Here is a 24,435-nt window from a genome sequence, read left to right as displayed (position 1 = left end):
CAAACTATAACGCCGCACCCCAGCTCCGCGCGGTCTGCAAAATCCAGTCGCGATAGAGCGTGAGCGGCGTGACGCCGGTCAATCCGCCGCAGCCGGCGGCCCCGTTCGGCCCCGTGGACCAGCTGATGACGCCGACAAGCACCGGACCGTTCGGCTTGTCCTCGAACACCGGACCGCCGGAATCGCCGGTGCAGGCGCCAATTCCGTCGCGAACACCGTTGGTTACGGGATCGACCAGCCGGATCTGGAACGTGCCGGGCTGGCCCGTGGCCACGAGCCCGGCAACGCGCGTCGCGCCGCCGCTCTTGCCGTCGCCACGCACCGTGACGCCGATACCGGCGATGACGAAGCGGCTGCCGACCTGGATTGGAATGGTCGGCGCGCCGACTGACGCCGTCGATTTTCCCTTGAGTGGAATTTCCAGTTGCAGCAATGCAACGTCCGCGGTGGCGCGGTGCGCCTGCATCGCCTGCATGTTGAAGTTGGGATGGATCGCGACGGTGCGCACGTTCAGCAGTTGCGGCGTACCGTCAGCGCCGCGATCGACGATCTTGTAATCCGCGCCGGGCTGCACACAGTGGGCGACGGTCAGCACGACCTTCGGGGCGATCAGGCTGCCGGTGCAGAAATTGCCACGCGAGCCGACGATGGTGACGACCGCGCGCGCGACACCATCGGCCTGCGGCGTGCCGCCACCGACGATGGCGTGTGCGGGCGTGGCGAGCAGCAGCGCTGCTGCGATGAGGGTTGCAAGCTTCTTCATGGGAACACGCTTTGGCGTCGGCATCGGTGACGGCGGGATTGCTTCGGACTGGCCCTTGCCGATAGCCCATGCTAGCGCTCTTGGAAAGGAATTGACGAGGGCGGGATCTTGACGATCGAGGCTGTGATCTTTGATTTTGGCGGCGTGCTGACGAGCTCGCCATTCGAGGCCTTCGCGCGGTACGAGACCGAGCGCGGCCTGCCCATCGACATCATCCGGCGCACCAACGCCGCCAATCACCTGGAAAACGCCTGGGCGAAGTTCGAGCGGGCCGAGGTCGATATCGACACCTTCGACAAGCTGTTCGCGGAAGAATCGCGCGCGCTCGGCGCAGAGGTGCGCGGCCGCGACGTGCTGCCGCTGCTTCAGGGCGATCTGCGTCCCGAGATGGTCGAGGCCCTCAAGCGCATCAAGGCGCAATTCAAGACCGGCTGCATCACCAACAATCTGCCCGCCAACGCGATCGGCAGCATGACCGGGCGCTCGCTCTACGTCGCCGAGGTGATGGTTCTGTTCAACCACGTCATCGAATCCGCCAAGATCGGCCTGCGCAAGCCCGACTCGCGCATCTACAGGATGATGGTCGAGACGCTGAAGGTCGATCCGAAGAAGTGCGTTTATCTGGACGACCTCGGCGTCAATCTGAAACCCGCGCGTGAGATGGGCATGACCACGATCAAGGTGACGAGCGGGGCGCAGGCGATTGCGGAGCTTGAGGCGGCGACGGGGCTGAAGCTGGGGTAGCTGGCGCGTCATTCTCCGTCATTGCGAGCGCAGCGAAGCAATGACTGCGCGGCACGGTCTTGCCTGGCTGACTGACTACTCCGCCGCGGCGGCGATCCGCTCCGGAAAGGCGGCCGCCAGCGATGCTCTATCCGGCTTCAGCACACCGCGCTCCGTGATGAGACCGGTGACCAGCCGCGCCGGCGTCACGTCGAACGCGTAATTCGCGACCGGCGAGCCCTCCGGCACGACGCGCACCGTCTCCAGCCGGCCGTCCGCGGTGCGGCCGGTCATGTCGGTGACCTCCGTGCCGCTGCGCTGCTCGATCGGGATGTCGCGGATACCGTCGTCAACGGCGAAATCGATCGTCGGCGATGGCAACGCGACATAGAACGGCACGCCGTTGTCGTGCGCGGCAAGGGCCTTCAGATATGTGCCGATCTTGTTGCAGACGTCGCCATTGGCGGCGACGCGATCGGTGCCGACGATGGCGAGGTCGACCATGCCGTGCTGCATCAGGTGTCCGCCGGTATTGTCGGGGATGACCGTGTGCGGCACGCCGTGATGGCCGAGCTCCCAGGCTGTGAGCGAGGCGCCCTGGTTGCGCGGACGGGTCTCGTCGACCCAGACATGGACCTTGATGCCACGCTCATGCGCCAGATAGATCGGTGCCGTTGCGGTGCCCCAGTCGACGGTGGCGAGCCAGCCGGCATTGCAATGGGTCAGCACATTGACCGTCTCGCCCGGCTTCTTCTTTGCGACGATCGCCTCGATCAGCTTCAGGCCGTTGCCGGCGATGCCGCGGTTGATCTCGACGTCCTGCTCGACGATCTCGTCGGCGCGCGCATAGGCCGCCTCCGCCCGTTCAACCGGATCGACCGGCGTGAGCGCCGTGCGCATCTCGTCCAGCGCCCATTTCAGATTGATCGCCGTAGGCCGCGCCACGACCAGCGTGTCATAGGCACGCTTGAGACCGGCGTCGGATGAGTCCTCGCGCATGGCGAGCGCCATGCCGTAGGCCGCGGTCGCGCCGATCAGCGGCGCGCCGCGCACCAGCATGTCGCGGATGGCGACCGCAGCGTCTTCGCATGAGGTCAGCTTCGCGACGACGAACTCATGCGGCAGCCGGCGCTGGTCGATCGCTCCGACCGACCAGCCGTCGCGCTCGCGCCAGATGCTGCGGAAATGCTTGCCGTCAACCTTCATGGCATTCTGCCTTTCGTATCACGCCCGCAGGATGCGCCCGGCCACCGCATCGAGCTTCTTCAAGAGCTCGGGATCGCGCGCCTCGGGCGCCGTGATCAGCGCGGTGTCGAGCGCGCGGTCCGAACCGATCGGGCACGGCTCGTGCTCGCGCGGAAAGTCCCTCGCGAGCCGCGCCACCAGCGCCTTGGCCTTGTCGGCGTTCGAGGTCAGCACGCGGATGATGTCCTGGACGGTGACGGCATCGTGATCGGGATGCCAGCAGTCGAAATCCGTCACCATCGCGACCGTGGCGTAGCAGATCTCGGCCTCACGCGCGAGCTTTGCCTCGGGCATATTGGTCATGCCGATCACGGAATAGCCCGATGTCTTGTAGGTCATGCTCTCCGCGTAGGTGGAGAATTGCGGCCCCTCCATGCAGAGATAGGTGCCGCCGCGCGCAAACGCGATGCCCTCGGCTTCAGCTGCCGCCGCAAGATGGATGCGCAGACGCGGCGAGACCGGATGCGCCATCGACACATGCGCGACGCATCCCCTGCCGAAGAACGAGCTCTCGCGCTTGTGGGTGCGATCGACGAACTGGTCGACAAGAACGAAGGTGCCGGGCGGCAGTTCCTCCCTGAACGAGCCGCAGGCCGACAGCGAGATCAGGTCGGTGACGCCGGCCCGCTTCAGAACATCGATGTTGGCGCGATAATTGATGTCGGAGGGCGACAGCCGGTGACCCTTGTCGTGCCGCGGCAGGAATACGATCGGCAGGCCGGCAATCGAGCCGCGCCGCAGGGGGGCCGACGGCTCGCCCCAGGGGCTCTTGATCACTTCTTCGCGCGCGCCCTCGAGACCCGGCAGATCGTAGATGCCGGAGCCACCGATGATGCCCAATACCGCTTGCGTCATGCCTGCTCCACCCGTTCGCCATGTGCGACATGGTTAAGCTATGCCAGTTTTGCGGCGGTTTTGGAACGGGGACGCTGGGGCGATGCCGGTGCTGTGAGGAGCGGAAAAGCGGCGCTGCATACTCACTGTCGTCCCCGCGAACGCAGGGGCCCATAGCCACAGGGCGCAGTTTGGCGAGGATTCGTCGTTCTGAGCCGCGACCTTCAACAGGTCGATAGATTCCGCGGTATGGGTCCCTGCGTTCGCAGGGACGACACCGGTGGTCTTGATTAAGCCGCCGCCGCCAGCTGCAGCTGGGTTGCGACCATCCGTTCCAGCGTCTCGACCGACTGGAAGTTCTCCGGCGTGATCTCGGACTGCGGGATGGTGAAGTCGAACTCGGCTTCGACGCCGAGCATCAGATTGACCATGTCCATCGAGGTCAGGCCCGCATCGACGAGCTTCGCCTGTGGCGTGATGTCCGCGGTGAGCGAGTTCTGCTCGAGGATGCCCTTCACCAGCTTGATGATGCGATCGCGCACGTCGGTATCGAAGGCCTGCATCGGTAAATTCCCATCTGTCTATTCAACGGTCGGACCGGTTGCCGGCTACGATGGGCGCGACGGGCCGATCCGACAATGGGCGCCACCATTACTTCGCCTTTCTTAGTAAACGATGACTCAGATTGTCTGGAATTCCGGGTTCTTCCAGATCCCTAACACGATCGCGGAATTGTCGGCGATGCAAACAACCCGAACTTAACTGTTCGTTCGGAATTGCGGTTTGTTTACCCTCTATTTCATCGACGAATTTGAATTAAATCCGTAGCCTCGTCTCACAAGCAAAGATGGTCGGAGGATCGCTTGCACGGCATCGCGAATGATGCCGGCGATCCTGAACGGCAAACCGGAGGCGGACGGGTATGAACGTGCGTGAAGCAGTCCTCACTGTCGACGAAACGCAAGCGAGCTTTCTCGAACACGGCCCCTCCCTCATCGAACGCGCTACCCTGACAGCCACTGCGGCGGCTGCCGACGCGAACGGGGTCGATCGCGACGCCCGCTTCCCCCACAAGGCTTTCGAGGTCGCGCGTGAGCAGAAGCTGCTCGGCGTCATGATCCCGGTCGAGTTCGGCGGTCTTGGCGCTTCGATCTACGACGTCACCGACATCTGCTACACGCTCGGACGTGCCTGCGCCTCGACCGCGATGATCTACGCGATGCACACGACCAAGGTCGCCTGTGTCATCAGGCACGGCCACGGCATCCCCTGGATGGAAACGATGATGCGCCGGGTCGCCCGCGACCAGTGGCTGCTCGCCTCCTCCACCACCGAAGGCCAGAACGGCGGCAACATTCGCGCCAGCGCCGCGGCGGTCGACCACGCCGGCGACGTAGTCTCGCTGGTGCGCGACGCCACCGTGATCTCCTACGGTGCGGAGGCCGACGGCCTCGTCACGATCGCCCGCCGTGCCACCGAGGCCGCCGCCTCCGACCAGGTTCTGCTGGCGCTCGCCAAGGACGATTATTCGCTGAAGCAGACGCAGGGCTGGGAGACGCTCGGCATGCGCGGCACCTGCTCGACCGGCTTCGAGCTGAAGGTCGATTGCCCGGCCGACCGCATCTTTCCGGAATCCTATGACAAGATCCATGCCCAGACCATGACGCCGTTCGCGCATCTGTGCTGGTCCTCGGCCTGGGCCGGCATCGCCGCTGCGGCCGTGACCCGTGCGCAGGCTTTCGTTCGCAAGGCGGCCCGCACCTCGGGCGGCCAGATGCCGCCCGCCGCGGCGCATTTCACGGCCGCGAAGATGTCGCTGGCCAAGTTGCGCGCGCTGATCGCAGCCAATGTCGACACCTTTGCCCGCGCCGAGCATGACGAGCGCGCGCTGGGCTCGCTCGATTTCCAGTCCTCGATCACGCTGTTGAAGGTGCAGGCCTCCGAGCTCGCGGTCGAGACCGTGATGCATGCGATGCGCACCGCGGGCCTCTCCGGCTACCGCAACGACGGCGAGTTCACCATGGGCCGCCACCTGCGCGACGTGCTGTCCTCGCCGATCATGATCAACAACGACCGCATTCTCGCCAACGCCGCCACTTCGACGCTGATGAGCGGCATTCCGGCAAGCCTTCGAGACTAGAAAGCCTTCGCGACTGACGTGCCTTTCGGCCAAAAAGAACAATTTCAGATAGCAGGAAGTCGAACATGAACATTGCTGTTCTCCCCAGCTCGCCCGAGACCGCGCCGCAAATCGCAGATCCGCTCGATCATCTCGCCGACAAACTGTTCCACCCCATGGGCTCGGACGGCGTTTACGCCCGCACCGCGCTCTATGAGGGCGTCGTGGAGCGTCTCGCCGCGCTGATCACGAGCCATCGCGAGACCGGCACCGAGGTCATGCGCTTTCCTCCGGTGATGAGCCGGGCCCAGCTCGAGAAATCCGGCTATCTCAAGAGCTTTCCGAACCTGCTCGGCTGCGTCTGCGGCCTGCACGGTACCGAACGCGAGATCAACGCGGCGGTGAGCCGCTTCGATGCCGGCGGCGACTGGACTTCATCGCTCTCGCCGGCCGACCTCGTGCTGTCGCCCGCCGCCTGCTACCCGGTCTATCCGATCGCGGCGAGCCGCGGACCTTTGCCGAAGGGCGGCCTGCGCTTCGACGTCGCCGCCGATTGCTTCCGCCGCGAGCCGTCGAAACATCTCGACCGGCTGCAATCGTTCCGGATGCGCGAATATGTCTGCATCGGCGGCCCCGACGACGTCGCCGATTTCCGCGAGCGCTGGATGGTGCGCGCGCAGGCGATTGCCCGCGACCTCGGCCTGACCTTCCGCGTCGACTATGCCAGCGACCCCTTCTTCGGCCGCGTCGGCCAGATCAAGGCGGTCAGCCAGAAGCAGCAGCAGCTCAAGTTCGAGCTCCTGATCCCGCTCCGTTCGGAGGATCAGCCGACCGCCTGCATGAGCTTCAACTATCACCGCGAGCATTTCGGCACGACCTGGGGCATCGAGGACGCCAATGGCGAACCCGCGCATACCGGCTGCGTCGCCTTCGGCATGGACCGCCTGGCCGTCGCCATGTTCCACACCCACGGCACCGATCTCGCCGCCTGGCCCGCCAAGGTGCGGGAGATCATGGGCATGCAGCCGTTGGCCACGGCCGATGCCCATGGTGAAGGCTGGCGCTAGAGCCTGATCCGGACCGAAGGGCCGCGTTAGCGCAAAGTGCGGGGCGGTTTTCCGAAAAGATCGTGCTGAAGCGATAGAGCGAACGAGGCCTGCCATTTCCACGGGTAAAACGAGCGTGATCCACACCAAGGTCCGATGCCGCGAGATCACCGAGGCCGACGTCGATGCGGTCGCGGACCTGCTGACGCGCGGCTTCGTCGGCCGCTCGCGCAACTACTGGATCCAGGGCCTGCGCCGGCAGGCCTTCCGGCCCGTGCCGGAGGGCTATCCGCGCTTCGGCTACATGCTCGACAATGACGGCGAGCCCGTCGGCGTGCTGCTGCTGATCTACACAGCGCGGAAGCACGGCGAAGAGACCGCCATCCAGTGCAATCTGTCGAGCTGGTTTGTCGATCCGGCCTACCGCAACTACGCCCCGCTGCTGACCAAGATCGCGCAGCGGCACAAGGATGTCACCTATCTCAACATCAGCCCGGCCCCGTGGACCTGGCCGATCATCGAGACGCAGGGCTTTCGTGCCTATTGCCACGGCATCTTCTTCTCCGTGCCCGCACTCGCGCGCCCTCCGCGCTGGAGCAAGATCGAGGTCATCTCGCAACACGCCAAGACGATCGAAGGGCTGACCGACGACGAGACGCAGCTCCTCACGCGGCATGCCCGCTACAATTGCCTCAGCCTGGTCTGCCGCACCCCGAAGGGAACGTTCCCCTTCATCCTGCAGCCGGTGCGCATCCGCCGCGGCTTCATCGCGCCGCCGGCGATGAAGCTGATCTATTGCCGCAGCGCCGCCGAATACGCCGCCTGCGCAGGCCGCATCGGCCGGCTGCTGCTACGGCTCGGCAAGATCTCGGTGGCGATCGATTCCAATGGCCCGATTCCCGGCCTCGCCGGCATCTACACCGAGCGGCGCGGCCGTAAGTATTTCAAGGGTCCGCACCGGCCGCAGCTCGGCGACCTCACGGATACGGAACTCGTGCTGTACGGGCCGTAGGGGACGCTCGGCCCAAGAATGCGCTGCCGTCCATGCAAACGCAGGGACGACAGCGGAGTTTGTCGCGCGCTCGGCACACGTCTCTCCATCCCCGGTCACCCTCCGTAAACTACGGCGCTTAAGGGAATTTTCCCGCCTCTTCGTTACCCTCCGCGGTTGAATTAAGTTGCGTTAGGTCTATTGCCCGCCGAGACCCGGTCGATCCCATGACGTCGCCCCGCGACAACGAACCTGGTGCACGCCGCGAACAGGGCCCGCAGGCCCTGGTCTCGCTGAGTCAGCTCGCGCTCGACCACATGGAGCAGGGTGTCTGCGTCTACGATGCCGACAACCGGATCGTGCTGGTCAACCAGAGCTATCTGTCGCTGTTCAACATGTCGGCCGACATCGTGCATGTCGGCACGAGCTACCGCGAAGTGCTTGCGCACAGCGCGGCGCGCGGCAACTTCCCGCAACACGAGCTCGACGCGCTGTATACCAAGCGGATCGCGCAGATCGCAGGCGGGAAGCCGTTCCGCACGGAGCAGAAACTGGCGAGCGGACTCGTCATGGCGCTCGAGCTGAAGCCGCTTCCCGGCGGCGGCTGGATGACGATCTGCGATGACGTCAGCCGGCTCGCCCGGCTCGAGGCGGAATTGCGCGTACAGACCGAGCGCAGCCAGCACGCGCTCGCCAACATGTCGCACGGGCTCATCATGTACGATGCCGACAGCCGTGTCGTCGTCTGCAACGAGCGGTTCCTGAACCTCTACAATCTCGACCCCCAAATCGTGAAACCGGGCGTCACGCACAACACGGCCATCGAACACTGGCTGTCGCGCGGCAACCTGCCGGGCATGCCGATTGATGAATTCCGCCACACGCGCCTAGAGGACGTGCGCGCCAGGAAAGCGAAGACCCTGCTGGTGATGCGCTATGACGGCCGGATGGTGCAGGCAGTCTCCCGCTTCCTGCCCGACGGCGGCTGGGTGACGGTGCATGAGGACGTCACCGAGCGGTTGCAATACGAAGAAGCGTTGCGGCAGCAAAACTTCATCCTCGATGCGGCGCTGGAGAACATGGCGCACGGGCTCGCCTTCTACGACAGCGACATGCGCCTGCGCGTCTGCAACACCACCTACCGCAAGATCTACCGGCTGTCGCCGGAGGAGACCAGGCCTGGCACGCATCTCGGCGAGCTGATCGAGCGGTCGATGGCGAACGGGGCGTTCGCGTCCGAATACAGTCCGCAACAGCTGCTGGAAGCCGCCAGCGCGAGGATCGCGAACCACGATTCCTCGCCGATGCGCCGGCGCATGTCGAACGACACCGTGGTCTCGGTGCGCTACTGCGCGCTGCCCGAAGGCGGCTTCGTCGCCACCTACGAGGACATCACCGACCGCGAGCGCGCGATCGAGGAGCTAAGCGAGCAGTATCGTCGCTTCGACGCCGCGCTGAACAACATGAGCCAGGGCCTGTGCATGCTCGATTCGAGCCTGCGCGTGATCGTCTGCAATCGCCGCTATATCGAGATGTATGGGCTGTCGCCCGACATCGTGAAGCCCGGCGTCTCGATGCGCGAGATCATGGAGCATAGCTGTGATCTCGGTATCCATCCGAACACGACCGCCGCCAATATCTATGCCGACTATGTCGAGAGGCTGCGCGAGGGCGAGCACACGCTGCACCGCCACCTGAACGACGGCCGCATCATCAAGCTCAATCACAAGCGGATGGAGCATGGCGGCTGGGTCGTCACCTATGAGGACGTCACCGAGCGCCATAAGGCCCAGGCCCGCGTGGCGCACATGGCGCAGCACGATTCACTGACCGACCTGCCCAACCGCACGCTGTTCCGCGAGAAAATGGGCGAGGGACTGAACCAGGTCGCGATCGCCGGCGGTGCGATGGCCGTGCTGTGCTTCGACCTCGATAATTTCAAGACGGTCAACGACCGCCTCGGCCACGCCGCCGGCGATCGGCTTCTGCGTTGGGTCGCGACACGGCTGAAGGAGAATGTCGGCGAGCATGACACCGTCGCCCGCCTCGGCGGCGACGAGTTCGCCGTTCTCCAGCGCGGACCGCAGCCGCAATCGGCGGAACGGCTCGCCCGCCGCCTGGTCGAGATCATCGGCCACCCGCCGCCGCTGGAAAGCCAGTCGATCCATGTCGGCGTTTCCGTCGGCATCGCCATCGCTCCGGATCACGGGCTCGATGCGGACGAGTTGATGAAATGCGCCGACCTCGCGCTGTACCAGGCCAAGGCCAAGGGGCGCGGCGCCTACCAGCTGTTCGAGCCCGAGATGGAGGAAGAGGCGCGCAGCCGGCACGCGCTGGAGCACGATCTGCGCGGAGCGCTGGAGGCCAGCGAATTCCATCTGGTGTTCCAGCCACAAGTGCGGCTCGACACCACCGAGCTCACCGGCTTCGAGGCGCTGCTGCGCTGGAAACATCCCTCGCGCGGCTTCGTCTCCCCCGCCGAATTCATTCCGCTCGCGGAGGAGAACGGGCTGATCGTCCCGATCGGCGAATGGGTGCTGCGCACGGCCTGTGCGACCGCGGCGTCCTGGCCCGATGTCACTGTCGCGGTCAATTTGTCGCCGGTGCAGTTCCGCTCGCGCGGACTGGTGGCGATGGTCACAAGCGCGCTTGCGGAAGCCGGCCTGCCGCCGCAGCGGCTCGAGCTCGAGGTCACCGAGACGGCGCTGCTCGACGACAGCGAGGCGACGATCGAGATCCTGCACCAGCTGCGCGCGCTTGGCGTGCGCGTCAGCCTCGACGATTTCGGCGTCGGCTATTCCTCGCTGAGCTATTTGCGCAAGTTTCCGTTCGACCGCATCAAGATCGACCGTTCCTTCGTCGGCACGCTCGGCGAAAGCCCGGAGAGCGTCGCCATCGTCCGCACCATCGCCAGCCTCGGCTTCGTGCTCGGCGTCGAGACCACGGCGGAAGGTGTCGAGACGATCGAGCAGTTCGACTTCGTCCGCGAATGCGGCTGCACCGCAGTCCAGGGCTATTATTTCGGCAGGCCGTGCCCGGCAGCCGAGGTCGGACGCACCATCGAGACGCTGAACGCGGTCCGGCGCGTGGCGTAAGGGCTCCGGCTCCCTTTAAATTCCGCCTCTCGGCACGCGTCCAAACGACGAATTGTCGCACGTGCCTTTTCCGGCGGGATCGCCGTCTCGTCCCCTGCGGGCAGTCCGCGCAATACGCTTTTCTTCTCCCATGATTTCAGGAACAATCGTTGTCACAACAACGAGAAACGGCGATCCAACGAGGCCGCCGCGAGGGAGGATTTTGGATGTCGCGATACGGGCTGAAGACGATTGCCTTTGCCGCCATGCATGTTGTGGGCGCGCTGCTCGCGACCGCGGCCGGCGCACAGGACTTTCCCGTCAAACCCATCACGCTGATCGTGCCCTGGCCGGCCGGCGGATCAACCGACATCTCCATGCGCGCGATCGCCGACAGCGCCTCGAAAGTGCTGGGGCAGCCGATCGTGATCGACAACAAGGCCGGCGGCGGCGGCACGGTGGGACCCGCGACCATGGCGGCGGCCGCGAAGCCGGATGGCTACACCATCTCACAGCTCCCCATTACCGTTTTCCGCCTGCCGCTGATGCAGGAAGTGTCATGGGATCCGTCAAAGGACTTTTCCTACATCATTCACCTCACCGGCTATACGTTCGGCGTGACCACCAGCGCGGAGTCGCAGTTCAAGTCCTGGAAGGACGTCGTCGAGTTCGCGAAGGCAAATCCCGGCAAGGTGACCTACGCGACGCCTGGCACCGGCACCTCACTGCACATCGGCATGGAGCAGATCGCGGCGATGTCCGGCATCAAGCTGACGCAAGTGCCGTTCAAGGGCGGCGCCGAGACCAACGCCGCCGTGCTCGGCCAGCACACCATGCTGCAGGCCGACTCCACCGGCTGGCGGCCGCTGGTCGATGCCGGCAAGCTGAAGCTGCTGATGGTGTGGACCGGCGCGCGATCGCCGAACTACCCTGACGTGCCGACGCTGAAGGAGCTCGGCTATCCCATGGTCTACGATTCCCCGTTCGGCATCGCCGGCCCGAAGGGGATGGATCCAAAAATCGTCGCCAAGCTGCACGATGCCTTCAAGAAGGCGGTCGAGGACCCCGCGGTCATCGCGACGCTCGCCAAATACGACATGGTGCCGAATTACAAGAACACCGAGGACTACAAGAAATTCGTCATCGAGGTCACGGATTCCGAGCGCAAGGTGATCGACACGCTCGGGCTTGCGAAGAAGTAGCGTTCTGCTGCCACATATGCTGGCGTCATCCTGAGGCGCGAGCCGCCCTAGCGGCTCGCCTCAAAGGATGGGGACGGGCACCGTCGCCCTTCGAGGGCTTCGCTGCGCTCCGCCACCTCAGGGTGACGGTGATCGGAGAGCAACACGCATGAACAACCAAACCAACGTCAAACTCCGCCTCGACAACTCCGAACTGTGGGGCGGGTTGATCGGGCTCGCGCTCGGCGGCTTCGTGATCTGGTCGGGGCTGAAGCTGAAGCTCGGCACCATCAACGATCCCGGCTCCGGCTACGTGCTGTTCTACACGGGCATCCTGATGTGCGTGTTTGCAACAAGCATCATCATCTCGGCGATCACCGAGGGCGGCCCGACGCTGGCCTCGCGCTGGGAGCACGTGCGCTGGAGCAAGCCGCTTCTCGTCATCGCCTGCCTCACTGCGTTCTCCTTCGCCCTGGAGCCGCTGGGATTCCTGCTGTCGTCGATCCCGTTGCTGCTGCTGTTGTTGCGGCTGATCGATCCCGTGCGCTGGACGCTGGCGATCCCGATCGCCGTGCTGGTGCCATCAGGTATGTGGTGGGTGCTCAAGCGGCTGCTTCTGATCCAGTTGCCCTCGGGCCTGTTCGGGATCGGTTGACCCCATGGATACGCTTGCCAATGTCGCGCATGGGTTCGGCGTCGCACTGACCGGGATCAACCTGCTCTACTGTTTCATCGGCGTCTTCATCGGCACGCTGGTCGGCGTGCTGCCCGGCATCGGGCCGATCTCGGCGATGTCGTTGCTGCTGCCCGTGACGCTGTCGGGCACGCCGGAATCCGGCATCATCATGATGGCCGGCATCTACTACGGCTCGATGTATGGCGGCTCGACCACCTCGATCCTGGTCAATATCCCCGGCGAAGCCGCCTCCGTCGTCACCTGCATCGACGGCCACCAGATGGCGAAGCAGGGTCGCGCGGGCCCCGCGCTCGGCATCTCCGCGTTCGGCTCCTTCATCGCCGGCACGTTTGCGCTGGTCGCACTGATGCTGGTGGCGCCACGACTTGCCGGCATCGCGATCGCGTTCGGCCCGGCCGAGTATTTCAGTCTGATGGTGCTCGGCCTCGTGGTGCTCACCTTCCTGACCCAGGGCTCGATGCCGAAGGCGCTTTTGATGGCGTGCATTGGCGTCGTGCTCGGGCTGATCGGGCTCGACAGCATCACGGCGCAGCCGCGGCTGACATTCGGCCGCATGGAACTGATCGACGGTATCGGTCTCGTGCCCGTCGTGATGGGCCTGTTCGGCGTCGCCGAGGTGCTGCTCAACACCGAGCAGGCGATCAAGCGCGACATCATCAACGCCAAGATCACGCAGCTGTTGCCCAACAAGGCCGATTGGCAGGCGAGCGCCGGCCCGGTGGCGCGCGGCACGCTGCTCGGCTTTTTACTCGGCATCCTGCCTGGCGGCGGCGCGGTGGTGGCCTCGTTCGCCTCCTACGCGCTGGAGAAGCGGCTATCGAAATCACCAGAGCGTTTTGGCCATGGCGCGATCGAGGGTGTCGCCGGCCCCGAGTCCGCCAACAACGCGGCGGCCGGCGGCGCCTTCATTCCGCTGATGACCTTGGGCATCCCGCCGAACGTGGTGATGGCGCTGCTGTTAGGGGCCTTCGTCATCCACGGCCTCCAGCCGGGACCGCTGTTGATCACGCAAAACCCCGGCCTGTTCTGGGGCATCGTCGCCAGCATGTATATCGGCAACGTCATGCTGCTGATCCTCAATCTGCCGATGATCGGCATGTGGGTGCAGCTCCTGAAGCTGCCCTACAACATCCTGTTCCCCCTGATCATCCTGTTCACGATTCTCGGCGTCTACTGTTCAAGCAACAACGTGTTCGACGTCTATGTGATGATCGCGTTCGGCATCATCGGCTATTTCATGCGCAAGCTCGGCTACGAACCGGCGCCGCTGGTGCTGGCGTTCGTGCTCGGGCCGATGCTGGAAAACAATCTGCGAAAATCGCTGATCCTGTCGCAGGGTGATCTCTGGACCTTCGTGCAGCGGCCGATCTCGGCGACGTGCCTCGCGCTGGCGATGGTGCTGCTGATCGCGCCCCTGCTGCCCGCACTGCGCAAGAAGCGCGAGCTGGTGGCGCTGGACGAGGGGGCGTGATCAGTCCTCGCCGGCTCCTTCGAGTCGATCACGCAGAGCGTTGAGGACCCGGTGGGCGATCTCGATCTCCTTCACTGACAAGCCATCGGACAGGCCGTTGACCCACGGGACCTGCAGGCGGCCGGCGGCATCGTAGACCTGCCTGCCCTTGTCGGTGAGCACCACAAGCTGCGCCCGGCGATGATGCGGGTTCGTCTCGAAGACAACGAGACCATCACGCGCGAGGTCGTTGACGATCCGCTGCACGTTCTGACGATTGGCGCCGAGATTGCGGGCGAGCCAGGCGACCGGCTCCGGGCGCTCGGCGTCGGCGATCGCCCCCAGGATCTGCCAGCGCGCACTGGTGAGGCCGAGCGACGTCACCAGTCGGTCGCCGGCGGTCAGAAGCAGGCTGTTGGCACGGAACAGGTCGAGGATGAGGCCGGTCAGGGCTTCGCCCGCCGGGTTCCGTTTGGTCTTGTTCATTTGGCACCACTGATCCGTATTGACATCATGATGTCAATCAACTATATCCGGGACTGTCGAATTGACATTATGACACCAAATTGACCGGAGCAATGTCGTGCCCCTCATGCGCCCTCTCGACCCTGCCTTCCCGATCGACCGTCAGATCGCGCTCGAAACCGGCCCCGTGGTGCTCGTGAACGTGTTCACGCTCGACGCCGAGGACGAGCAGGGCTTCCTCAAGACGTGGCGAGACGACGCCGCGTTCATGAAGCGCCAGCCCGGTTTCATCTCCACCCAGCTTCACCGCGCCGTCGGCGACAGCCCGACCTACCTGAACTACGCGGTGTGGGAATCCAACGCGCATTTCCGCGCCGCTTTCACCCACCCGGAATTCCGCGCAAAGATCGCGGCTTATCCCGCATCCGCCGTCGCGAGCCCGCATCTGTTCCAGAAGGTCGCGGTGCCCGGTATTTGCTTGGCATAGCTGCGCGCCTCCCACTCAGCTGTCATGCCCCGGCCTGACCGGGGCATCCAGACGTCGCGGCTTCTCGGCTTAAACACAACCGTCTCTGGAATACTGGATCGCCCGATCAAGTGTTTAGACCGGGGACATAGCTGACACCTGTTCGGACACATCACTGACAGGTTGGCCGCGGGTCAAGTCGATTGATGCGACCTGCCAGCTGGCAAAGAAGATTCCATAACGGCCGTCGCGGTCGAGCGGCCTGACGGCGAGCTGCTCGCCGCAGAAGGCTTGAGGGACTTTCCACATTCGGCCTTTGAAGGCGATGTAGCTCCGGGTCGAGGAGACCGTGCGAACGGTCTCTCCGGCGTCGTATTGGACCTGCGGGACACGGTCCGGCATGGGGCGAGAGCTCGGCCGATAGCGATCGGCGGGGACACCCATGCCCAAGCTCTCATGAGGCCGCTCCAGATTGTAGAGCATGCGCCAGCGATCGAGAGCCCGCTGAACTTCCGCCAGGGTGCGGAACGTGCGCAGGGCGAACACTTCCGCCTTCAGGCTGCGATGGAAGCGTTCGTTCTTGCCCCGGCCCTGAGGATGGCGCGGCCTGGCATGGACGACCCTGACGCCGAGCCTGAGCAGCCATACCTTCAGCGCGGTCCAGCGGACGCCGGACGTGTCGCCCCACGGAGAACCGTTGTCGAGGTAGAAGGCCTCCGGCAGCCCATAGCGTCGGAAGGTGTCGGTCAGGTGCTTCTGCACGTCAGGACGCTGCTCGTTGGCGCAGGCCTTCAGACACAGGGCATAGCGCGAGTGATCGTCGACCATGGTGAGCGGATGGCACCGCGTCCCGCCGGCAAGCGGCATATGGCCCTTGAAGTCCATCTGCCAGAGCTGATTGGGCGCGTCCTTCTCAAAGCGATGCCCTGGAGAGCCAGCTGCAGCCTGCTCGCTCGGCTTGATCCGCTGGTTCCGGCACAGGATCTGATGGACCGTTGAAGGCACCGGCACGGCCTGGCCAGCGCGCTTCAGACAATGAGCAATCTTGCGCGCCCCCCAGGCCGGATGCGTGTCGCGCATCGCCAAGACCTGAGCCTCGATCGCAGGCTCGCTCCGCCTGGGCATACTCTTCGGTCGGCGGGACTGATCCCGAAGATCATGGTCCCCTGCCTGCCAACGCTTCAGCCACTTGTAGCCGACCTCAGGACTGATCCCAAACCGCCGGCACAACTCCCGCCGGTTCGCGCCTTCCTGCAAAGCCAGCCGCACAAACTCGCGTCGTTGATCCATTACCGACACCTCGTTCCAGGGCATGGACGGCCTCCCAAATCGACCAATCCAGCCAGTTTGATGTGTCAGCTATGTCTCCGAACACCTGTCAGTGATCTGTCCGGTCTAAACATCAAGTCGGGCGATGACAGCGAGCATGTGGATAGCACACCCCACAGTTTGTCGTTACCCGACGAAGCCGAGGACGCAGCTCTATCCCGCAGCGGGCAGTGCGCTGTCCGGCGGCGTGCCCCATGGGCGGTCGGCTGAGGCGAGCCCGATCAGGCGGCCCTGGATGTAATCGCAGCCCCAGTCGCGCAGCATGGCGGCGGCCTCTTCGTCCTGCACCCACTCGGCAACCGTCTTGATGTCGAGGCGGCGGGCGAGGTCGATCAGGGTCTGCACGAAGGCGCGGTCGTCGGCGGAACGGGTGATGTTCTGCACGAAGGCGCCGTCGATCTTGACGATGTCGACGCCGAGCTTGCGCAGGTTTCGGAACGAGGTGTAGCCGGCGCCGAAATCGTCGATGGCGATGCGGCTGCCGAAATTCTTCAGCCGCGTGACGAAGCCGCGCACGTCATCGATGTCCTGGATCGCGACCGTCTCGGTGATCTCGACGATCAGCCGCTCGGCGACGCCGGGGTGGGCCAGCATCAGCGACTCAATTCCCGCCCACCAGTCCGGATCCATCGTCGTGTCTGGCGAAATGTTGAGGCTGAGACAGATGTCGGGCGCGGCCGCGAGTTCGGCAACCACGAGCTCGAGCACGCGGTGATCGACCAGGCGGATCAGACCGAGCCGCTCGGCGACCGGCACGATGTCGGGTGCCAGCAGCACCTGGCCGTCGCCCTGGTCCATCCGCACCAGGCATTCATGGAACGCGCGCTCGCGCGAGGCGGCCGAGACCACCGGCTCAAAGGCGAGCTTGATGCGGCGCTCGTTCAGCGCGGTGACGATCTCGTCGGTGACACGGATGTTGACGCGGCGCTGTGCGTCACGCGCGGCATCCGGGCGCCACGCCGCGAACGAGCCGACGCGGCGTTGTTTTGCCGCGTCCAGCGTTTCATGGGCGCGATTGACGGCCTCGTCGGTGCTGCGGGCATAGCGCGGCACGCTGACCGCGCCGATCGACGCCGTGACCGAGACCGGGCCGGATTTGGTCGGCGCCACCTCGTCGCGGATGCCGGCAAGGAAGCGCTCGGCGGCGACGTTCATGTCATCGACGGTGCAGTTCTTCAGGATCAGGCCGAACTTGTTGCCGGAGAAACGGCCGAGCACGTCGCCGCCACGCAGGCGCGCGCGGATGCGCTTGGCCACGTCGAGGATCACGGCGTCCGCGACATCGAAGCCGAAGGCGTCGTTGACGCGGGCGAGATGATCGATGCCGACAAGCATGAAGGCTGCGGTCGAGCGGAAGCGGGTCGTCTCCTCGATCGCCTCGGCCAGCGCCGCGATCAGGTGGGAACGATTGAGCTCGCCGGTCAGGGGATCGAGGCGAGCCAGCTTGGTCAATTCCTCGTCGCGGGCGTGGCGCTCATTGTTGATGCGGATGGAGCCGATCGCGCGCACCGGGCGGCCATCGGGGCCGGCGAACCAGCGGCCGGTCTCCTCGATCCAGACCACGGGATCGGCGGCGCTCATGCGCACGCCGTATTCGACCCGGTAGGGCGTGCCGTCGGCACCGTGCACCGGCGAGGTCTGCGCCAGCGCGGCGGTCCGCAACGTCTGCGCGGGCTCGATCAGCTTGGCGAATTCGGCGCCAGTCGCGAGCCGCTCGGGCGGGATGCCGGGAAAGACGCTGGCGACCTGCTCACCCCACACGATGGAATCGCTGGCGATGTCCCAGGCGAAAACGGCCTGACCAAGGGCGGCCAGGATGTCGGAGGCTTGCGGCAATGCAGGGGTCAAGATCGCCTCGTTTCGGGACAGCAGGGAGTCCTGAGTCGGCACAGAATACGGCCAGATTCGACTCCGACTCTAGGCCAAGTTCATAAACAATTTGGAAACCATGTTTCGCAGGCCCGCGGAACCAAACCGGCCCTGCCGGCATAAGCCTTGCGAGTACATGACACGCACCGGCGCCAGCGTCTCGAAACGCGACAGGCCTCGCCGGATCAACGGTGATTGCGATGTTGAGTACTGATCGATCGGACTGCGCGGACAGCGGCACGGGCACGGACCTGGTGCCGCTGCTGCCGACGTTGCAGTGGGTCCACAAGGCGCCGCTGCCCCGTCCCGATCCGAGCTTCGTCACCCAACTCATCGCCAACGCTGAGCACCTGCCTCAGGCCAGCCGGCTCGGCCGCGCCTCGTCCGAGGATGCGCAGATGGCCTATGGCGACAAGCACCCGCTCGGAAGCGTCACCGCGCGCACGCGGCAGGTGGCTTGAAGCAGAGGTGGCTTGAAGCAGATCAGCGCGGCGCGTCGGGAGACGGCGGCGTGCCGTTGCCCGGTTGCAAATCCGGCGATGGGATTTCCGGCGAGGGCGGGTTCGCTGGCTTCGGCGCGGGATGATCCTTCAGCACGGATTCGGCGACCGACTGCGCTGAAGGCGCGGGTGGCACCGCCGGCGCAGGCACCGGCTCGAACCTGGGTTCGGGCGCCGCGTCGTCCGTTGCCGCTTCGGCCTGGCGCTTGGCCTTGCGCGGCGCCGGCACTGTCGTCTCCGCGACATAGGTGACGCGGCGGCGCGTGCGCTGGGCGATACCGCCGAGGAAATCGGCCATCGCGAGCAGCACCAGCAGGAAAAAGGTGGAGTTGCCGAATTTGGGCCACATCACGAATTCGGCCGCGGCAGCACCGAACACGATCAGCGACAGCAGATGATCCATTAGGAATTTCGAGCCGGGCCGCGCGCCTTTGACCACCTCCAACAGCAGCAACACGATACCGAGCGCGAGCATCACATCGGCGAGCGTGACCGGCCAGGTCTCGCCCGTGATCATCGGCACCTTGAACAGCACGTCCGTGAAGGACACGCTCGGCATCAGGAAGGCGATGATGTTGTAGACCGCGAGTGGAATCAGGAGCAGCGGGAAACCGACCATCGGCGAAATGCCTTCTCGATCAAGATATCCGGACAAGACAATGCGGCCGCGAAGCATTGGCTCCGCCGCCGTCACTGTCATATCTCATTGGGTGGCCGAAATCAGGCAGGCGAAATGATCCTGCCCGGAGAAAGGTCCTAAATTCAGGACTCTTTCTTCTTCAGGACCTGACGGCCCTTGTACATGCCGGTCTTGAGGTCGAGATGGTGCGGACGACGGAGCTCGCCGGAGTCCTTGTCTTCCACATAGGTCGGCTTCTTGATGGCGTCTGCCGAGCGGCGCATGCCACGACGCGACGGCGAGGTTTTTCTTCTCGGAACGGCCATTTCAATATCCTCTAGGGATTGGTGTTGTCAGGGCATCGTCCGCGAGGGGACGGCTCAGCACCCGCAAACCGAGGCGAGCTGAATGCCGATCAAGGCCGGGCTTATAGAGGAAGGCTGGCCGTAAATCTAGGCTTTTGAACCGGAAAATGCGTCCAAAAAGGGCCCAAATCAGCGATTTTCCCTCCAGCAGGTCAAAAGCGAGTTCGCCTGCGCCCTCGCCACATAGGTCCCCGCCAGCCGCCGGACGCCAGGCCCGGGGGTCCGGGCGCTCCGTTTGACCGGATTGGGCAGGATCGAGGCCAGAAGTGCCGCCTCCCGGGGCGAGAGGTTGGCCGCCGATTTGCCGAAGGCATAGGCGCTCGCCGTCTCGACCCCAAACTGGCCCTGTGGGCCGAGCTCGGCGATGTTGAGGTAAATCTCGAGGATTCGCGCCTTGGGCAGGACGAAATCGATCCACAGCGCCAACGGGAATTCCAGCGCCTTGCGGACGAAATCCCGCCCCTGCCAGAGGAACAGGTTCTTCGCCACCTGCTGGGTGATGGTGGAGGCGCCCCGAAAGGGCGTACCGTCCTCCTTCGCATCGTCGATCGCCTCGCGTAGCGCGCCCCAGTCGATGCCGTGATGTTTGCAGAAATGGGCGTCCTCGGCAGCCACCACCGATCGCAGCAGCGAGGGCGACATCGCGGCCAGATCGATCCACTCCCGATGCATCGGCGCGCCCCGAAGCGACCGCCAGGCCATCAGCGTCGAAACCGGATGGCCGGTGCGGTAGAACGGCGCGATCACGTAGGGCGCGAGAGCCACGACCACGAGCGCTACCAGCAGGATCTTGACGATGCGCAAATCGACCTTTCCGGCGCAAAATGAAACGCGGCCACGGATCCCGCCATTAAGTCTGTGATAATTCGGGCCTTTTCCAGCACTTTTTAGGCCTTCCAAACGATTGACTGGGGCGGGCGCATAAAGGATTGTCCCGCCGAATTTTAGTTCTGGAGCCCTTGTTGATGACCGGCACGTCCCCGTCCGATTTCGCCAAACGCCTGGACAAGACCGCTGATGACACCGAAGCCCTGCTTGGACGCCTGCTGGCGGACGACATCCTGCACGATGAGATCGCCCGTCCCAAGCGACTGATGGACGCAATGCGCTATTCGAGCCTGAACGGCGGCAAGCGTCTGCGGCCGTTCCTGGTGGTCGAGAGCGCGGCCGTGTTCGGCATTCCCCGCGAAGCGGCGCTGCTCGTGGGCGCCGCGCTCGAATGCATCCACTGCTACTCGCTGATCCATGACGATTTGCCGGCGATGGACAATTCGGACCTGCGCCGCGGCCGCCCCACCCTGCACAAGAAGACCGATGACGCGACCGCGATCCTCGCCGGCGACGGCCTTCTGACGCTCGCCTTCGACATCGTCACCCGCGATGAGATCCACCGCGACGCCAATGTGCGCCTCCTGCTGACGCGCGCGCTGGCGCGCTGCGCCGGCATCGGCGGCATGGTCGGCGGCCAGATTCTCGATCTCGCCGGCGAAGGCCGCTTTGGCGGCAACGAGCCGATCGACGTCGCCCGCATTCAGCAGATGAAGACCGGCGCACTGCTGCGCTACGGCTGCATTGCCGGTGCCCTCCTCGGCCAGGCCTCGCAGAAGGAATACCAGGCGCTCGACGATTACGGCCGTGCGCTCGGCGAAGCCTTCCAGATCGCCGACGATCTGCTCGACGTCGAAGGCGATGCGGCGGCCCTCGGCAAGCCGGCCGGCGCCGATGCCGCGCTCGGCAAGACCACCTTCGTCACCCAGCTCGGCATCGAAGGCGCCAAGCAGCGCGTGCGCGACCTGCTCGCGCGGGCCGACGGCGCCGTGTCGATCTTCGGCGACCGCGCCGCCGTTCTGCAGGCCGCCGCGCGCTTCGTCGCCGAGCGGAAGAACTGATGTAGTGCACGATCTTCACCTCGCCCCGCTTGCGGGGAGAGGTCGATATTCAAACGCGGCTTGAATATCGGGTGAGAGGGAGCCTCCGCGAATCCAGCTCTCACCGTCCCTTGCGGAGGCTCCCCCTCACCCCGACCCTCTCCCCGCAAGCGGGGCAAGGGAGCAGGCCGCCGCTGCGGCGACAACGAGAGTTGAGCGAGAGGGCTGGAGCCATCATGGCCGCCGACAAAGACGATCCCGTCCTCGTCCGCTTCCGCAAGATGTCGCGGCCGATGCGGCTGATTTACGCGCGGCCGCGCACCTTCATCGCGCTCGCTGCCGGCATCCTGGTCTGCTTGCTGCTGCCGGGATCGCACCGGCTGGTGACGCGGCTGCTGTTCGGCTGGGATGCGTTGATCGCGGTCTATCTCGTGCTGGTCTATGCGATGATGCTGTGCAACGACCAGCAGCACATCCGCCGTAGTGCCGCGATGCAGGACGACGGCCGCTTCGTGATCCTGCTGGTGACCGCGATCGGCGCCTTTGCCAGCATCGCAGCGATCGTGTCGGAGCTCGGCACGCAGCATCGCGGGGCCTGGGAGTTGACCATCGCGATCGCCACCATCGCGCTGTCATGGGCCGCCGTGCACACGACCTTCGCGCTGCATTACGCCCATGATTATTACCGGCACCCGCCGGGCGGATTGCAGTTTCCGAGCGGCGACAAGGAAGATCACGCCGATTATTGGGACTTCGTCTATTTCTCGTTCGTGATCGGCATGACCGCGCAGGTCTCCGACGTCGGCATCACCGACAAGACCATCCGCCGCACCGCGACCGCGCATGGCATCGTGTCGTTCATCTACAACACGGCGCTGCTGGCGCTGACAGTGAACATCGCGGCAAGCGCGATCTCGAACTGACGTCGATGCCGCGATCCTAGTTGCACACCTCGGCATTGGCGTCGTTTCCGGGGCCGCCGCCGCCGCGATATTCGAGATGACAGCCGCGGTTGACCGGGCGGCAGCTACCGCCATTGCAGAAAATCTGCCCGCCACCCGAGGCGCGGCCGGCGCTCGCGGCAGCCGCAATGCCCGCGGCGGCACCATAGCCGCCCGCCGCGCCACCGGCCTGGCGGCGCTGCCGTGCGGAACGCTCACGGCCGTCGTCGCGCTTGGCGGTTGCGGGCTTGGCCGTCGCAGGCCCGGCCGTCGCAGGCTTGGCGATGCGCTGCCTCTCGCACGCATTGTCGTCGTTGATCGCATAGCCCTCACGGCAAACGATCTTCCTGCACTCGTCGCCGTCGGCCCTGAAGCCGTGCTCGCAGACCAGCGGGCAGACGCGCGACGGCTTTGACTTGACGGTATCGAGCGCATCTGTGCTCGCCACTTTCACGTCGAGCCTGGTGCCGGCGTAGCGGTTGAACTGCGACAGCGAGCGCCGCGAAGTCGTATTCCAGTTGCCATCGGCCTGCCCGGAGAAGCAGCCGACGCGGCCGAGCTCGGTCTGCACCAAGCGGCTGAGGTCGACCGGCGTGGTCGTGGGCGTCAGCGAAGCGACGCTGGTGCCGGCGGGGCTCGGCGTGCTGGCGGGTGCAGCACCTGGCGCCGCGGCGGCGAGGTTGACGCGCTGCTGCTCGGCCGCGGCCGCCTGCTGCTGCACCTGCTCCTTGGCCTTCTGCGCGGCGAGCTGCGCCTGCTCGGCGGCTTTCGCATCAGCCGCGGCCCTGGCCTGCGCATCCTTCTGCGCGCCGAGGGCGGCAAGACGATCGCGTTCGGCCTCGGCCTGCTTCGCCTTCTCGGTGGCCGCCGCATGGGCCTGCTCGGCACCGATTTTCTCGACTTGAAGCTTGGCGAGATTCGCATAGAAGCCGTCAGGATGCTGGGCCAGGAATGCCTCCCAGGCCGGCCTGTTGCCAACCTGGAGCGCGAGCTCGTAGTCGCGGCGGATATCGGCCGCCTGCGGGTTCGTCACCGGAGCGGCCGCGACCGCCCTGACCGGCACCAGCGGCACGTCCTCGCCGCCGAGCGAGCCGTAGACGAACGGCTCCTGCTTGTTGCCGGTCGATTTGAGCACGTCGTCACGCACGAAGCCGAAGGCCCGACGGACGTCGAGGCCCGGCGTCGTCAGATGCTTCGACAGTGCCATAGTAAAGGGGCTGTTGGCGCCGTCGCCGTCCTGCGCCGTGAAGCCGGCCTTGGCCGAATAGGCGATCAGCGTGTTGGGGCTGTTCGGCTCAACCTGGGCGAGGCCGCGGCCGATGCCGCGCGAGACAACCGTGCGCTTCATGGTCTTGCCGAACGGATTATCGCGGCAGGCGTCGAGGATCACCAGGCGCAGCTGCTTGGCGGGCTCGACCGCAACGAGGACGCGGTCGAGCGACAGCCCCTGGTCGTAGACGTCGGTGTCGCGTTCGAGCTTGGCGTCGACAGGGATCAGATAGTTCGAGCCCTCGACCTCGATGCCGTGGCCGGCATAGTAGACCACGGCGATGTCGGCATCGCGCGTCGCATCGGCAAAATCGCGCAGCACGCGCCGCGTCTCCAGCGCGGACAGATCATGCCGGGACTCCACAATTTCGAAGCCGGCGTCCTTCAGCGTCTTCGCCATCACTGCACCGTCGTTGACGGGGTTCGCGAGCGACGGCGCGTACTGATAGGACGAGTTGGCAAGGACCAGCGCCACGCGCTTTCCGGCGAGAGCGGGCGCAGCGCCGAACAAGAGAGCCAGAAAAAGCGGACAAAGTCCGAGCAGGCTACGCATGACAGAACTTCCAGAGATCGGGAGCAATTCGGTCGCCCTTTGGGGATTGCCTTAGCAGAATCCGCCAT

23 protein-coding genes are annotated in these 24,435 nt (G+C 65.1%); 12 read left to right on the top strand and 11 right to left on the bottom strand.

Annotated features, from left to right (window positions below; genetic code table 11):
• Positions 1-4: 4 nt before the first annotated feature.
• Entirely contained in the window at positions 5-763 is a 759-nt protein-coding gene (locus BJ6T_RS04780; protein ID WP_014491157.1) for a S1 family peptidase, read from the bottom strand.
• A gap of 108 nt (positions 764-871) precedes the next feature.
• Between BJ6T_RS04780 and BJ6T_RS04775 the strand changes: the two genes are divergently transcribed.
• Positions 872-1,507 (top strand): HAD-IA family hydrolase, encoded by a 636-nt coding sequence (locus tag BJ6T_RS04775; RefSeq protein ID WP_014491156.1) that lies wholly within the window; start codon positions 872-874, stop codon positions 1,505-1,507.
• Positions 1,508-1,582: 75 nt separating this feature from the next.
• Here the strand turns inward: BJ6T_RS04775 and mtnA are convergent, their stop codons facing one another.
• The 3 genes from mtnA to BJ6T_RS04760 form a co-directional block, all read right to left on the bottom strand.
• Positions 1,583-2,692 carry an S-methyl-5-thioribose-1-phosphate isomerase gene (gene mtnA, locus BJ6T_RS04770; RefSeq protein WP_014491155.1) on the bottom strand — a complete coding sequence of 370 codons (1,110 nt, stop codon included), beginning with the start codon at positions 2,690-2,692 and terminating at the stop codon, positions 1,583-1,585.
• Between the two features lie 18 nt (positions 2,693-2,710).
• Positions 2,711-3,586 carry an S-methyl-5'-thioadenosine phosphorylase gene (locus tag BJ6T_RS04765; protein WP_014491154.1) on the bottom strand — a complete coding sequence of 292 codons (876 nt, stop codon included), beginning with the start codon at positions 3,584-3,586 and terminating at the stop codon, positions 2,711-2,713.
• Between the two features lie 269 nt (positions 3,587-3,855).
• Positions 3,856-4,128 carry a phosphopantetheine-binding protein gene (locus BJ6T_RS04760; RefSeq protein ID WP_014491153.1) on the bottom strand — a complete coding sequence of 91 codons (273 nt, stop codon included), beginning with the start codon at positions 4,126-4,128 and terminating at the stop codon, positions 3,856-3,858.
• A 359-nt stretch (positions 4,129-4,487) separates the two neighbouring features.
• Between BJ6T_RS04760 and BJ6T_RS04755 the strand changes: the two genes are divergently transcribed.
• The 7 genes from BJ6T_RS04755 (at position 4,488) to BJ6T_RS04725 (ending at position 14,144) form a co-directional block, all read left to right on the top strand.
• Entirely contained in the window at positions 4,488-5,705 is a 1,218-nt protein-coding gene (locus BJ6T_RS04755) for an acyl-CoA dehydrogenase family protein (protein ID WP_014491152.1), read from the top strand.
• A 65-nt stretch (positions 5,706-5,770) separates the two neighbouring features.
• Positions 5,771-6,751 carry an amino acid--[acyl-carrier-protein] ligase gene (locus BJ6T_RS04750; protein ID WP_014491151.1) on the top strand — a complete coding sequence of 327 codons (981 nt, stop codon included), beginning with the start codon at positions 5,771-5,773 and terminating at the stop codon, positions 6,749-6,751.
• 115 nt (positions 6,752-6,866) lie between these two features.
• Positions 6,867-7,742, top strand: coding sequence for a GNAT family N-acetyltransferase (locus tag BJ6T_RS04745; protein WP_014491150.1), 876 nt, complete (start codon positions 6,867-6,869; stop codon positions 7,740-7,742).
• Between the two features lie 206 nt (positions 7,743-7,948).
• Positions 7,949-10,816, top strand: coding sequence for a PAS-domain containing protein (locus tag BJ6T_RS04740; RefSeq protein WP_014491149.1), 2,868 nt, complete (start codon positions 7,949-7,951; stop codon positions 10,814-10,816).
• A gap of 206 nt (positions 10,817-11,022) precedes the next feature.
• Complete coding sequence (locus BJ6T_RS04735) at positions 11,023-11,997, top strand: tripartite tricarboxylate transporter substrate binding protein (RefSeq protein ID WP_014491148.1); 975 nt, start codon at positions 11,023-11,025, stop codon at positions 11,995-11,997.
• 148 nt (positions 11,998-12,145) lie between these two features.
• Positions 12,146-12,631, top strand: coding sequence for a tripartite tricarboxylate transporter TctB family protein (locus tag BJ6T_RS04730; RefSeq protein ID WP_014491147.1), 486 nt, complete (start codon positions 12,146-12,148; stop codon positions 12,629-12,631).
• Between the two features lie 4 nt (positions 12,632-12,635).
• Positions 12,636-14,144 carry a tripartite tricarboxylate transporter permease gene (locus BJ6T_RS04725; protein ID WP_014491146.1) on the top strand — a complete coding sequence of 503 codons (1,509 nt, stop codon included), beginning with the start codon at positions 12,636-12,638 and terminating at the stop codon, positions 14,142-14,144.
• Here the strand turns inward: BJ6T_RS04725 and BJ6T_RS04720 are convergent, their stop codons facing one another.
• On the bottom strand, positions 14,145-14,609 hold the full coding sequence (locus BJ6T_RS04720; RefSeq protein ID WP_014491145.1) for a MarR family winged helix-turn-helix transcriptional regulator: 465 nt from the start codon (positions 14,607-14,609) through the stop codon (positions 14,145-14,147). It abuts the gene before it with no gap.
• Positions 14,610-14,706: 97 nt separating this feature from the next.
• Here BJ6T_RS04720 and BJ6T_RS04715 point away from each other — a divergent pair, with 97 nt between their 5' ends.
• Complete coding sequence (locus BJ6T_RS04715; RefSeq protein ID WP_014491144.1) at positions 14,707-15,075, top strand: antibiotic biosynthesis monooxygenase family protein; 369 nt, start codon at positions 14,707-14,709, stop codon at positions 15,073-15,075.
• Between the two features lie 114 nt (positions 15,076-15,189).
• Here BJ6T_RS04715 and BJ6T_RS04710 read toward each other — a convergent pair whose 3' ends face one another.
• Together BJ6T_RS04710 and BJ6T_RS04705 are read right to left on the bottom strand one after the other, a co-directional pair.
• Positions 15,190-16,368: an IS481 family transposase gene (locus tag BJ6T_RS04710; RefSeq protein ID WP_014490322.1), complete on the bottom strand. Its 1,179-nt coding sequence runs from the start codon at positions 16,366-16,368 to the stop codon at positions 15,190-15,192.
• A gap of 168 nt (positions 16,369-16,536) precedes the next feature.
• The gene (locus BJ6T_RS04705) at positions 16,537-18,231 is read right to left on the bottom strand and encodes a bifunctional diguanylate cyclase/phosphodiesterase (protein ID WP_028170380.1); all 1,695 of its coding nucleotides are present in this window, start codon (positions 18,229-18,231) and stop codon (positions 16,537-16,539) included.
• Between the two features lie 221 nt (positions 18,232-18,452).
• Between BJ6T_RS04705 and BJ6T_RS04700 the strand changes: the two genes are divergently transcribed.
• Positions 18,453-18,713, top strand: coding sequence for a hypothetical protein (locus tag BJ6T_RS04700; RefSeq protein ID WP_014491142.1), 261 nt, complete (start codon positions 18,453-18,455; stop codon positions 18,711-18,713).
• Positions 18,714-18,735: 22 nt separating this feature from the next.
• Here the strand turns inward: BJ6T_RS04700 and BJ6T_RS04695 are convergent, their stop codons facing one another.
• From BJ6T_RS04695 to mtgA, 3 genes are all read right to left on the bottom strand, one after another.
• A complete protein-coding gene (locus tag BJ6T_RS04695; protein ID WP_014491141.1) occupies positions 18,736-19,371 on the bottom strand; it encodes a hypothetical protein in 636 nt (211 codons plus the stop codon).
• A gap of 143 nt (positions 19,372-19,514) precedes the next feature.
• On the bottom strand, positions 19,515-19,697 hold the full coding sequence (rpmF, locus tag BJ6T_RS04690; protein ID WP_007598106.1) for a 50S ribosomal protein L32: 183 nt from the start codon (positions 19,695-19,697) through the stop codon (positions 19,515-19,517).
• 168 nt (positions 19,698-19,865) lie between these two features.
• Entirely contained in the window at positions 19,866-20,540 is a 675-nt protein-coding gene (mtgA, locus tag BJ6T_RS04685; protein WP_014491140.1) for a monofunctional biosynthetic peptidoglycan transglycosylase, read from the bottom strand.
• 161 nt (positions 20,541-20,701) lie between these two features.
• On the opposite strand from mtgA, the gene BJ6T_RS04680 reads away from it, so the two are divergent.
• Positions 20,702-21,625 (top strand): polyprenyl synthetase family protein, encoded by a 924-nt coding sequence (locus BJ6T_RS04680; RefSeq protein ID WP_014491139.1) that lies wholly within the window; start codon positions 20,702-20,704, stop codon positions 21,623-21,625.
• A gap of 215 nt (positions 21,626-21,840) precedes the next feature.
• The gene (locus BJ6T_RS04675; protein ID WP_014491138.1) at positions 21,841-22,527 is read left to right on the top strand and encodes a DUF1345 domain-containing protein; all 687 of its coding nucleotides are present in this window, start codon (positions 21,841-21,843) and stop codon (positions 22,525-22,527) included.
• Positions 22,528-22,543: 16 nt separating this feature from the next.
• On the opposite strand, the gene BJ6T_RS04670 is transcribed toward BJ6T_RS04675, so the two are convergent.
• Positions 22,544-24,367: a caspase family protein gene (locus tag BJ6T_RS04670; RefSeq protein ID WP_014491137.1), complete on the bottom strand. Its 1,824-nt coding sequence runs from the start codon at positions 24,365-24,367 to the stop codon at positions 22,544-22,546.
• Positions 24,368-24,435: the final 68 nt, after the last annotated feature.

The organism is Bradyrhizobium japonicum USDA 6 (assembly GCF_000284375.1).
Classification (GTDB): Bacteria; Pseudomonadota; Alphaproteobacteria; order Rhizobiales; family Xanthobacteraceae; genus Bradyrhizobium; species Bradyrhizobium japonicum.
Note: the sequence above shows the minus strand (reverse complement) of the source record. Positions and strands in the feature narration are given on the sequence as shown.